The following is a 13,102-nucleotide window of genomic DNA, read 5'->3' on the forward strand; positions in this document are numbered from 1 at the left end:
AAAAAAATGCTTGGAGCTTTGATACCTGAATCAATAAGACAGCTTTTTAAGAAGGCCGCGACAAACATGTATCCTGCGGAACAATTTGCGACGCCGGCTGACTTTCGGGGTAAGCTTGTCGCTGACATAAAGAAATGCATCGGCTGCAAACTTTGCATGCGGGACTGCTCCGCGCAGGCGATAGAAGTCATAGACGTAACGCCTCCTCCGCCGCCGGAAGCTCAGGAAAAACAGAAGAAGAAATTTAAGCTTAACATCTATCTTGACCGTTGCGTCTATTGCGGCCAATGCATGGAGAATTGCCCGACAGACACCCTTTCGATGGAGTCAACGCACGATCTTGCCTCTTATGACAGGGCATCGTTGAAGACTGAATACGAGTTTTAGTCTATCTTCTCTTATCCGGTGAAAGGTATTTCTTGCGGGTCGTGACGTTCTTGTAGGCCGGCCGTATTATGCGCTTTGATACCATCAGTTCCTCTATCCTGTGCGCCATCCAGCCGGAGATGCGCGCCATGGCGAACAGCGGAGTGTAAAGGTCCTGCGAGATGCCGAGGCAGTTGTACACAAAGCCGGAGAAAAAATCGACATTAGGAGCGATTATCTTAGTATTCTGTTTTACCTCAAGGAAGGTCTGCGGGACCAGCTCTTCCATGTTCAGATACAGCTGTAATTCCTGCTCGTGTCCTTTTTCCTGGGCGAGGCGGATGGCGTACTCTTTCAATATTACTGCTCTCGGGTCCGATTTTGTGTAGACGGCATGCCCGAAACCGTAGATCTTCCCGCTCCTGTCCCCGACTTCGCAGCGCATCAATTTCGCGATGTAATTTTTCAGCTCTTCCTTGTTCGTCCAGTCCTTGACGTTCTTCTTGATATCTTCCATCATCGTCATCACGCTCAGGTTGGCGCCGCCGTGCAGAGGCCCTTTCAGGGACGCGATCGCTCCGGATATAGAGGAATAAGCGTCTGTCCCCGAAGACGAGGTGACCCTGGTGGCAAAAGTCGAATTGTTCCCGCCCCCGTGGTCCGCGTGGAGCATAAGCATCACGTCAAGCACCTGGGCTTCCGTCTTGGTGAAGTGGTGGTCTTTTCTCAGCATATGGAAAAAGTTCTCCGCCGTCATCAGGCCGTCGTTAGGGGGCTGGATGAACAGGGTCTCGTTATAGAATTTAGAGCGCATCGCGTGATACGCGTGGACGATTATGACGGGGAACTTTGCTATTAAAGATATGGCCTGTTTTATCTGGTTATCGATCGACAGGCTGTCAGCATCCGGATCGGCACTGTAGAGCGCAAGAGTAGCCCTGGCCAGGCTGTTCATGATGTTTCGCGCCCTGAAGTTCAGTATGATATCTCTTGTGAAGTTCTCGGGCAGGTGCCTTTCTTTGACAAATAAATCGGTGAACTCCTTGAACTCCCTTTTTTTCGGGAGCTCGCCGAACAGAAGAAGATAGATGACTTCTTCAAAACCGAACCTGTCGTCCTGTTTTATGCCGTTGATGATATCGTTCACGTCTATTCCCCTGTATTCAAGGCGGCCTTCAACGGGGACGATATCCTCGTCGATCTTTTCGTAGCCTAAAACCGAGGCGATACGGGTCAATCCTACTAAAACGCCGCTGCCGTCCTCATTCCTCAGGCCCCTTTTTACGTTGTATTTTTTAAAAAGGTCCTGGCTGATATTATTGTTCTCATTGCATTTTTCATGCAGGCGCTGAATAAGGTCCTTCTTCTCATTTTCCATATTTAAATAATACCATAACTTTGTTGACAATTAAAGAATATTTGTTATATTTAACATAAGCAATAAGTCCTGATAGACAAAAATATCTAAGGAGACAACAATGAACACAATGATCCATTTCCGCTGGAAGATGCTTCTGATACCGGTAATAATATTGACGATCTTATATATGATGTACCGCGTGCCTAACACGATAGGGACATTCCTGATCGGTCTGATGATCTACCTTATATTAGACCCGCTGGTGGACGCGCTGGCAAAAAGATACAAATCAAGAGCCCTGATAACGTTAATAGTCTTCACACTGGTGTTGCTGTTGTTTGTCCTGTTCCTGGTCCCGCTGAACTATCTTGCCCAGGTGGAATTGCCGAAGTTCATAACTCAGACGCCGGTATATTTAGAGTCCTTTAAATCGATGATAAAAGCATTTGACAGTAAATTCGCGTTCCTTTCGCAGTTATTGGGGCTGGGATCGCAGGGGATATTTACTTTGATGTTCAAGAGCATGGCTTCACAAAACTTCGTAACGACGATAGCCTCGAATTCAGCGGACCTTTTCATGAAGATCGCGACGATCTCTTTCGACTTTATCATGGGGCTGATAATAGCGGCTTATCTTATCATCGACGAGCCGAGGATACTTTCTTTCATAGAAAAGCACCTGCCGAAAAAACTGACACTGATCAACAGGGAAATGTGGCACGATATGCTGAGGTGCATCTCCGGATACTTCGGCGGGATATTGTTGTTAGGTCTTATATTATTTGCATTGAGCTGGATAGGGCTTGCTGTTCTGAACGTCCCGTATGCCTTCATGCTTTCCGTATGGGCCGGGATGACGATAATTATCCCCTATATCGGGCCGTTCGCCGGTTCTATACCAGCTGTAGCGGTCGCGCTAACGAATGGCATATGGCTCGGTACTATAGTTGCAGTGTTCATGACGATACTGCAGTTCATCGTGACAAGCGTGGTCGGGCCAAAGGTCCTGGGAGAGATAATCGGGATACATCCTATCATTGTCATACTCGCTTTGATAATCGGGGGCGAGCTTGGCGGGCTTGTGGGCATGATCCTTGCGGTTCCGCTCACCAGTGTCATAGTCATCTTTTTAAGATACTACTGGCCGATGTTCATTGAGGATTAGCTGTAATATAACAACCCGGACCTGATATTCAGCAGGCAGAAGATAGTGATAAAGAAATAGATAAAAATATTTCTTGACAATCAAAGCCTTTCTATTATAATTAGAATATTATTTTTATATATATACAAAATACCAGGAGTTTTGCTTGAAGAACGATCAACACAATAAAGGCCTCAGAAATTATCTGTGCCGAAAAGTCATGAAGTTCACGGCTTTTATCGCGTTCATATCCATCATTTTATTTTCAGCGCAGCCGTCATTCGCGCTTGTGGCGGCGACTGGCGGAGCGATCACATATGACGGAGATTATACTGTCCACACTTTCACTCAAGAGGGCACGTTCCTTGTGACCGGCGGCACTTTGAGCTGCGAAGTGCTTGTTGTGGGCGGCGGAGGAGCAGGCGCATTCAACATAGGAGCAGTCGACGCAGGAGGCGGCGGAGGAGGCGGCGGTGTTATAGTATCAAATAAAAATTTAAGCGGTTCGTATGCCGTAACAATAGGTTCCGGCGGCAGTGGTCCTTTTGATTTTCAAATTCATAACGGGTACCCTTCTTTTCTTGGTTCTTTAGTAACGGCAGAAGGCGGAGGCGGGGGTGCTTATTCAGGAGCAAATGGTGATCACGGCGGTTCAGGTGGCGGAGCTGCTTATACCATCAGCGATCCGGGAACAGGGGAAGCCGGTCAGGGATATGGCGGAGGCCATAATATAGATGGGAGTTCCTCCGCGTCTGCAGGAGGAGGCGGCGCGGGAGCAGCCGGTTCAGACGTGACTTCCGAGGCCGGTTCAAACGGAGGTAACGGAGTATTGTTCCATGGTACGTATTATGGAGGCGGAGGAGGCGGAGGCGGGGGATCTGGGGATGGTGGAATAGGCGGCAGTGGCGGAGGAGGTAATGGAGGTAAGGGAGGTGGAGGTCCGGATGGTGGGGGATCAGACGCGACGCCTAATACAGGCGGAGGCGGCGGTGGTGATGGGTATTATGACAATCAGTGATCATAAAATGTTGAAATTAACAAACATATTTTTTAAAATTTTATGGGCCGCATTATTTTTAGTATATGCGCTTGCTCCTTTGTGCAGCGCAAACAACAGCGGCGGCTCGGGGATAGTGGTCATAAGATATTTGACCGATCAGCCTGCGACTACTTATGTTATCACGCCTGAAGCGGGAGCTAACGGAAGCATCAGCCCGGCTACAGCGCAGACAACTGATGAAGGAGGCAATATAACATTCACGTTCACTCCAAATACCGGTTACGGTGTTTCGCGCCTTCTTGTGGACGGTGTGGCGACAGCGGTGGCGACAAGTTACACGTTCACGAATATTACCGCGAACCACACGATAGAAGCGGACTTTAGTCCTACGTTCATCTCAACCTGGGACACGAGAAATACATCGACGGGCTCAAGCAACGATCATCAGATCACGCTCCCTCTATACAGCGGCGGAACATATAACTTCACGGTCAATTGGGGAGACGGAAGCAGCGAAACGATCACCGCTTATGATCAACCTGGAGTTACTCATACTTATGCATCGACGGGCGTCTACACGCTCGAGGCCAGCGGAACGATCGAGGGATGGAGTTTTTATAATGTCGGAGACAAATTAAAGATAACAAATATCAGCCAGTGGGGACCATTAAGACTAGGGAACGGCCCTTCCAACGACGGCGGTCATTTTGACGGAACATCCAATTTAAAGATAACGGCGACGGATGTTCTGGACCTGACAGGGACAACCAGTATGATCAATGCTTTTGCATCCAGCGGGATCGACACAGTTCCTTCTATGAATAGTTGGGATGTGTCAAATGTGAATACTATGAGGGGTATGTTTTCCGGCGCAACGCTGTTCAATCAGGACATCGGGAGCTGGCATGTTGATAACGTTACGGATATGAGTTCTATGTTCACCAGCGCATCATCATTCAATCAGAACATAGTAAGCTGGGATGTCTCAAAGGTCACGGATATGAGCAATATGTTCTGCGGCGCAGCCTCATTCAACCAGAATATAGGGAGCTGGAATGTATCAAGCGTTGAGAGTATGTTGCAAATGTTCGCTTCTGCCACCTCATTCAACGGGAACATAGGCGACTGGGGAACAAAAACATCCAAAGTTGCTAATATGAGTTCTATGTTCCAAAACGAGCAGTTGTTCAACCAGAACATAGGAAGCTGGGATGTTTCGAGCGTTACTGATATGAACCATATGTTCTTTGGCGCGATACAATTCAACCAGAACATAGGTAACTGGGATGTGTCAAAAGTCACTAATATGAACGGCATGTTCTATTATGCAACATCATTCAACGGGAATATAGGCAACTGGGGGTCTAAAGTATCAAAAGTTACGGATATGCAGCATATGTTCGATTCCGATACCTCATTCAATCAGAACATCGGGAGCTGGGACGTCTCAATCGTTACAAATATGAGCGGTATGTTTAATGAAGTAACATTATCAACGGCTAATTACAATAATTTGTTGACGGGATGGGCCGGCCTGACACTGCATAACGGCGTAACTTTCGATGGAGGAAATTCCAAATATAATGGAGGAACCCCCGAAGCCGCACATACAGTTTTGACCGGAACTTATGGCTGGACAATAACCGACGGTGGAATAATAACATGGACGATCACACCTGAAGCCGGAGCAAACGGTACGATAAGTCCGAGCACAGCGACAACAACGAATGAGGGCTCGTCTACGACGTTCACGTTCACTCCGAACGCCCATTACCATGTATCGCAGGTGCTAGTAGACGGGGTTGCGACAACAGCGGCGACCAGTTACACGTTCACGAACGTGAGCGCTAACCATACGATAGAAGCTGATTTTGCACAAACTACATGGATGATAACTCCGGAAGCCGGAGCTAACGGGACGATAAGTCCAAGCACAGCGACAACAACTAATGACGGATCGTCTACGACGTTCACGTTCACGCCGAGCGCACATTACCATGTATCACAGGTGCTAGTAGACGGGGTTGCGACAACAGCGGCGACCAGTTACACGTTCACGAACGTTACCGCGAACCACACGATAGAAGCGGGTTTCAGCCAAACCACATGGATGATAACGCCGGAAGCTGGAGCTAACGGGAGCATCAGTCCCGCTACGGTACAAACGACGAACGAGGGTTCAACAACAACGTTCACGTTCACTCCGAACGCCCATTACCATGTATCGCAGGTACTGGTGGACGGACAGGAGCTAACGGGAGCATCAGCCCTGCTACTGTGCAGACAACGAATGAGGGTTCAACAACAACGTTCACGTTCACGCCGAGCGCACATTACCATGTATCACAGGTACTGGTGGACGGAGTGGCGACGACGGCGGCGACCAGTTACACGTTCACGAATGTGAGCGCGAACCATACTATAGAAGCGGATTTCAGCCAAACAACATGGATGATCACGCCGGAAGCAGGAGCCAACGGGAGCATCAGCCCTGCCACGGTACAGACTACGAATGAGGGTTCAACAACAACGTTCATGTTCACCCCGAACGCCAATTATCATATATCGCAGGTGCTTATTGACGGTGTAGCAACAACGGCAGCCACCAGTTACACGTTCACGAATGTGAGCGCTAACTATACGATAGAGGCGAATTTTGAGATAAATGCCTATCTGATAACCAGTGAAGCCGGTTCACATGGAACGGTCTCTCCGAGCGGAGAAACAAGCGTGAATTACGGAAACGACCAGCAATATCTAATAACACCGGAGGCCGGCTACAGCATATCGGATGTATTGGTAGATTCTGTCTCGCAGGGAAAGATCAGCAGTTATACGTTTACAAATGTCACTGCAAATCATTCAATTGAAGCGAGCTTTACCTCTTCGGCTATCACAGTGAACACGCCTGAAGCTGATGCGTTCAGCGGAGTGACGACAACGGTGATCAAAGCCAACTGGAAAGCTAACGGGAATCCCGCGACAACGGAATATTATTGTGAGAATATTACAAAAGGAACAAACTCAGGCTGGATAACGGCATTTACATGGACATCGTCATCGCTTGAAGCAAGTACAATATACAACTTCCGCGTCAAGGCGAGGATCACTGCAACTGCTGAGAGCGGATGGGCGGCTCTCGGGACACAGGAGACAACAGCACAGGCTACGTCTGACGCGTCTATCGCAGGAGTCAGTCTAAAGGACGGAGATACCATCTCAAGCACGCTGACGATAACAGTATCAATGACAGGAGAAAGCACAATAAGTTCTTCGTCACTGAGACCACAGGCAACGCTGGGAGGAGTGAAAAGTGTGTATGTTGACGGAGTCGCAGTAGCCTATGACATTATTTCTACAACATCCACGGCAGTGACACTGAAACTGCGCGACGCTCTTTCTGTCGGAACTCATACGGTCAGGGTAATAACTTATGATACCGCGGGGACTGAATATGTTTTAGAAAGGACCGGCTTATCCGTATCTTCTGGTGCTATCACAACAACGGGTCCTACATTAGTATATCCAAACCCGTATGATCCTTTAGCCGGGAATCTCAAGATAACGTATTATCTTTCTGTTGATACAGGAACAACCATATATGTATTTGACACATCGGGAAGATTAGTATGGAAGAGCAGCTATGACAGCGGTACTAACGGAGGCAAGGCGGGATATAACGAAGTTCTCTGGAATGCAATCGATATGTTTGGCAGCCCGCTTGCAAGCGACACGTATTTCATCAACATAATAGAGCAGGGGACAGGGAGAGCGATAACGAAGGTGAAGCTTGTGGTATGGAAAGGCGGAGTGAGATAGGGATAAGAATGAGGGAGAGGAATGAGGAAGACAAAAAATAATATTATTTGCACAGTGTTATTAATGTTCTGTTTAACAGGGATATCGATAGCAGCTGACGTGCTTGATATAGGGGCAGGTGCAAGGTCAATAGGACTTGGCAGGACGAATACCTCGGTGAAGGGAGATGCCTACGGGATATTCGGCAACCCGGCAAGCTTAAGGGGAGTGACAACGGGCGAGATAGTGAGCATGTACGGGACGATGAACACGGACGTCAAATACACGCTTCTCGGTTACGTGCTGCCTACAAAATACGGCAAGTTCTTCGCGGGTTACGCTAACAACCAGACACCCGATATTACATCCACGACGCTTGATGCCACAACAGGAAGGCCCGTGGCCGTGACAAACTTTGATTTCAGGAACGACATGCTTCTTTTGGGATACGAGAACAGCCTGAGCAAGGCAATATCATACGGATTGAGGGTGAAATACTACAATAAAGGGAGCGCGGCCATTGCGAACATGTCGGGTAGCGGAGTAAATGCGGACGCGGGTGTTCAGATAGACACAAATGACAAGCTGACAGTCGGTATGATCGCAAAGAATATAATACCCGGACAGTCGATAAAGCTTCTTAACGGGCAAACTGAGGAGCTTCCGGGAGAGTTTGACATAGGACTTGGGTTTTTCCCTCATAAGAGACTGGATATCTATGCGGATCTGAATCTTACAAGGAACATCCCTGCGGAAGCAAAAGTTGGTATCGAGTGGAGGATGGTGGATTTTCTGGCATTGCGCCTTGGCGCAGAGCAGAAGTCGATGGGTGCAAGTTCAAGTTATATAAACGGTTCAGCCGGCGTGGGATTAAACCTGGGGATATTCGGTATAGATTACGCGTATTACTATGACAGTCTTGTGACGACCAACTCAAGGCATTTCATTTCGATATCAATAAAAACACCGGCAGTGAAAGCGGCTGAGCCTGTGTTCCCGGAAAAGACAGCAACTAAAGCGATATCTAAAGAAGAAGTTAAGATCATAACTCCTAAAGCGCCGGCAATTCCGGTTGAAGAAGTGAAAGCAAAAGAGCCTGAAGCGATTGAATATATAGTAGTGGAAGATGACTGGTTGAGTAAGATAGCGTTAAGGTACTTAGGTGATATGAAGAGATATCCTGAGCTTGCCAAGATGAACGACATCAAGAATCCCGATCTGATATTTCCCGGGCAGAAGATAATTATAAAGAAATAACCCTTCGCTGACCTCTTCCAATTTCTTCTTGCTTATTGAGCTCGCGTTATATATTATATAAACATCTAATCATATGACAAGAAAACAGAAATGAATAATATCTTGAAAAAGCCCGGTTTAATATTATTTTATTGTTTAGCGGTCATATTTCTCTGTCTCTCACCCGCATACGCCAGTTATCCGGATCATGTAACAAAAACAATGTCCGGATTCAGTCTCCCTCTTGGTATAGCCATTACTCCGGGTGGAGATTATGCGTATGTTGCAAATAGTGGTGGCAACAATGTTTTGGTTATTCAAACCTCCAGCAATACCACAACAGCAGCGATCTCCGTAGGGACGAATCCCAAGGGTGTTGCCATTACTCCTAATGGAAATTACGCATATGTTACAGATTATTCCGGTGCTTCCGGCAATAGAGTTACGGTTATCGATACTTCCACCGGTACCGTTGCAGCGACAATTTCCGGACTGAATGGACCCTTTGGCGTAGCCATAACTCCGGATGGAAATTACGCTTATGTCGCAAATTATGTTGGCAACACGGTTTCGGTTATCCAAACCTCAACCGAAGCTGTTACCGCGACAATCAATGTAGGGACTCAACCCCAAGCTGTTGCCATTACTCCGAATGGAAATTTTGTGTATGTTGTAAATTATAATGGCAACAGTGTTTCGGTAATCAATACTTCCACCAATACTGTTTCAGCGACGGTCAATGTAGGGAGTCAACCCCAAGGTGTCGCAATAACTCCGGATGGAAATTACGCGTATGTTTCAAATTCTTCCAGCACTCTTAGCAACTCGGTTTCGGTAATCAATACTTCCACCAACACAGTTACAGCGACGATCCCTGTAGGGAGCAACCCCATCGGCGTAGCCATTACTCCGGATGGAAATTACGCATATGTTGCAAATTATCTTAGCAACTCGGTTAAGGTTATCGATACTTCCACCAACACCGTTGCGGCGACGATCACTGTAGGGACTCAACCCAACGGTGTCGCCATAACTCCGGATGGAAATACTGCGTATGTTACAAATACTAACGGCAACACGGTCTCGGTCCTCGGAAAAACAACATGGACGATCACGCCGGAAGCGGGAGCTAACGGAAGCATCAGCCCAGCTACTGTACAGACAACGAATGACGGCTCGTCTACGACATTCACATTCACACCGAACGCCCATTACCATGTATCGCAGGTGCTAGTTGACGGGACAAATGTAGGGACACCAGCAGCATATACATTCAGCAATGTGAGTGCGAACCACACGATTGAGGCTGATTTTGTTATCAATACCTGGACGGTCACGCCTAATGCGATAGGTTACGGCACGGTCAGTCCGGGCACAGCAGTAATAACGGACGAAGGCTCGACAACAACATTTACGTTCAATCCCAATCCGCATAGTCACGTAACTAATGTACGAGTAGACGGGACCAGCGTGGGTACTCCGTCATCGTACTCGTTCACAAACGTGAGTGCTAACCACACGATAGAAGCGGAATTCGAGCGGATCACCTGGATGATCACACCGGAAGCCGGAGCTAACGGAAGTATCAGTCCTGCTACTGTGCAGACGACGAATGAGGGAAGCGATACGACATTCACGTTCACGCCGGATGCTAATTACCATGTATCGCAGGTGCTGGTTGATGGTGCAAATGTAGGGACGCCGACAGCGTATACTTTCAGCAATGTCAGCGCGAACCATACTATTGAAGCGGACTTTATAGCATTGTCTCCCGCTGCACCGAGTAATTTTAATCCCGTACCGGCTTCAACAACTCAAATGAATTATACATGGACAGATAATTCATCAAACGAATCGGGGTTTGTGATACTTGACGGATCAAACAATGTAAAAGTGCTTGTGGCCGCGAATGCCACATCAACAAGTGAAACAGGTCTATTGGCTAATACGCAGTATACAAGGAAAGTAACCGCATATAACGGCGGCGGAGCGGCGACGTCAGATGCGGTTTCCAAATACACATCAATAGAAGCGGCTGTAAGGGGAACATATGAAGCGGGGACAACTACAAGCATAACTATTCATTCATCAAATGCCCCGTCCAATTTGACATCGGAATCGTCCGGAATATACTTTGAAAATGTCACACAGGGAACAAATTCAGGTTGGATACAAAATAATACTTGGACAAGTTCCGGCTTACCGTCTAATACTACATACAGTTTCAAAATAACTGCAAGGAACGGTGACGGGACAATAACATCGACAACGGATGCCGGTTGCCAGACAACTAACAATCTTCTCACCAATCCGGGAGGGGAAAGTGCGGACACAACGGGATGGACCGTGATCGACAACGGAGGGAGCGGATGGTTAGTGGGCGGAGGCTTTGTCCACTCCGGGAACTACTCATTTCAATCTTCATACAGCTGGTGCAGTATGAACCAGACAATAGATCTTTTATCCAAGGGGTATTCGGCCGCCCAGCTTGATGCGCAACCCGTTATCACCTTCAAAGACTGGGTTATGTGCCGTGACTACTTTGATACTTATTACTACATGAAATTCGACTTACTGGCTGCTGACGGGGTGACCGTGATCTCATCAGAGTCCATCGGGAGCCAGGCTAGTCCTGTTACTCTTCCCCAGAATACAGCTTGGACCGAGGTCTCTCGTACTTTTACCGGTTACGGCACGGGGGTCAGATACATCAAATTTAAACATGCAGGATATGATGGCGGGAGGTGGGCGGGTCAATACGGCACATACTTTGATGACGCATCCGTCACTGTTGCTGGCAGCACATATTATCTGATCACAAGTGAAGCCGGCTCACACGGGTCAATAACCCCGAGCGGAACGGCAAGTGTTTATTATTGCGATAGCCAGCAGTATGTGATTACCCCGTCAACCGGATATCATGTTTCAGGACTATTGATTGACGGCGGTACAGTGACAGCCACAACGGAATACACTTTCACCAGTGTTGCGGCAGATCATACAATAATCGCGAGTTTTGAGATCAATTCATATTTGATAACTTCCGAAGCCGGCTCACACGGAACGATCACACCGAGCGGGGAAACGAGCGTGAACTATGGAAGTGATCAGCAATATCTGATAACACCTGAAGCAGGGTACAGCATATCGGATGTGTTGGTCGATGCTGTCTCGCAGGGAAAGATCAGCAGTTATACGTTTACAAATGTCACGGCAAACCATTCAATAGAAGCGAGCTTCTCTTCGTCGGCAATTTCAGTGCACACTCCCGAGGCCGCAGCTTTCAGTAATGTAACTACAACAGTGATAAAAGCTAATTGGAAAGCAAACGGCAATCCCGTGTCAGCTGAATATTATTGCGAGAATGTAACCACTTCAACTAATTCCGGATGGATATCAGGCTTGACATGGACATCATCGTCGCTTGAAGCAAGCACAGTGTACAGCTTCAGGGTCAAAGCCAGGATAACTGCAACATCCGAGAGCGGCTGGGTATTACTGGGGACGCAGGAGACAACTGCGCAGGCCACAGCTGATGCTTCTATAGCGGGAGTGAGCCTGAAGGACGGAGATTCGATCTCCAGCACTCTGACGATCACGGTATCACTGACAAGTGAGACCACAATAAGTTCTCTGTCAATAAAACCTCAGGCGACTCTCGGAGGAGTGAAGGAAGTGGATGTTGACGGGGCCTCTGTCGCATATGACGTGATCTCAACCACATCAACTTCAGCCACGATAAGATTAAGAAATGCGCTCTCAGTCGGAACGCATACCATCAAAATAATAACTTATGACACGGCGGGCACAGAATATGTGCTTGAGAGAACAAACCTGAAAGTTTCATCCGGTACCATCACAACGGTAGGTCCCACACTGGTATATCCCAACCCTTATGATCCTTTAGCGGGGAATCTTAAGATAACCTATTATCTCTCTGTTGATACAGGGACCACAATATATGTCTTTGACACAACAGGAAGACTGGGCTGGAAGAGCGATTACCCGAGCGGTACCAACGGAGGCAAGGCGGGATACAACGAAGTGCTATGGAACGCTGTCGATATGTTCGGCAGCCCGCTTGCAAGCGACACGTATTTCATCAACATAATAGAGCAGGGGACCGGTAGAGCGATAACGAAGGTGAAGCTTGTGGTATGGAAAGGCGGAGTGAGATAGGGATAAGAATGAGGGAGAG

Annotated in this window: 8 protein-coding genes; 7 read left to right on the plus strand and 1 reads right to left on the minus strand. The window is 47.7% G+C overall.

The annotated features are described in order from the left end of the window. The first annotated feature begins 6 nt into the window (after positions 1–6). On the plus strand, positions 7–387 hold the full coding sequence (locus NTZ10_01520) for a 4Fe-4S binding protein (protein ID MCX5748913.1): 381 nt from the start codon (positions 7–9) through the stop codon (positions 385–387). 1 nt (position 388) lies between these two features. On the opposite strand, the gene NTZ10_01525 is transcribed toward NTZ10_01520, so the two are convergent. After that, complete coding sequence (locus tag NTZ10_01525; GenBank protein MCX5748914.1) at positions 389–1,744, minus strand: citrate synthase; 1,356 nt, start codon at positions 1,742–1,744, stop codon at positions 389–391. 100 nt (positions 1,745–1,844) lie between these two features. Between NTZ10_01525 and NTZ10_01530 the strand changes: the two genes are divergently transcribed. The 6 genes from NTZ10_01530 to NTZ10_01555 all read left to right on the plus strand — a co-directional run bounded on the left by NTZ10_01530 (position 1,845) and on the right by NTZ10_01555 (position 13,083). After that, on the plus strand, positions 1,845–2,891 hold the full coding sequence (locus NTZ10_01530) for an AI-2E family transporter (GenBank protein ID MCX5748915.1): 1,047 nt from the start codon (positions 1,845–1,847) through the stop codon (positions 2,889–2,891). A gap of 145 nt (positions 2,892–3,036) precedes the next feature. Further along, positions 3,037–3,888 carry a hypothetical protein gene (locus tag NTZ10_01535; protein MCX5748916.1) on the plus strand — a complete coding sequence of 284 codons (852 nt, stop codon included), beginning with the start codon at positions 3,037–3,039 and terminating at the stop codon, positions 3,886–3,888. Between the two features lie 79 nt (positions 3,889–3,967). Beyond that, positions 3,968–6,277 carry a BspA family leucine-rich repeat surface protein gene (locus tag NTZ10_01540; GenBank protein ID MCX5748917.1) on the plus strand — a complete coding sequence of 770 codons (2,310 nt, stop codon included), beginning with the start codon at positions 3,968–3,970 and terminating at the stop codon, positions 6,275–6,277. Between the two features lie 44 nt (positions 6,278–6,321). Next, positions 6,322–7,689 (plus strand): hypothetical protein, encoded by a 1,368-nt coding sequence (locus NTZ10_01545; GenBank protein MCX5748918.1) that lies wholly within the window; start codon positions 6,322–6,324, stop codon positions 7,687–7,689. Between the two features lie 21 nt (positions 7,690–7,710). After that, complete coding sequence (locus tag NTZ10_01550; protein MCX5748919.1) at positions 7,711–8,925, plus strand: LysM peptidoglycan-binding domain-containing protein; 1,215 nt, start codon at positions 7,711–7,713, stop codon at positions 8,923–8,925. Positions 8,926–9,126: 201 nt separating this feature from the next. Then, entirely contained in the window at positions 9,127–13,083 is a 3,957-nt protein-coding gene (locus NTZ10_01555; protein MCX5748920.1) for a hypothetical protein, read from the plus strand. The last annotated feature ends 19 nt before the right edge of the window (positions 13,084–13,102 follow it).

The sequence above is a fragment of the Candidatus Saganbacteria bacterium genome (genome assembly GCA_026387835.1).
Classification (GTDB): domain Bacteria; phylum Margulisbacteria; class WOR-1; order JAKLHX01; family JAKLHX01; genus JAPLKZ01.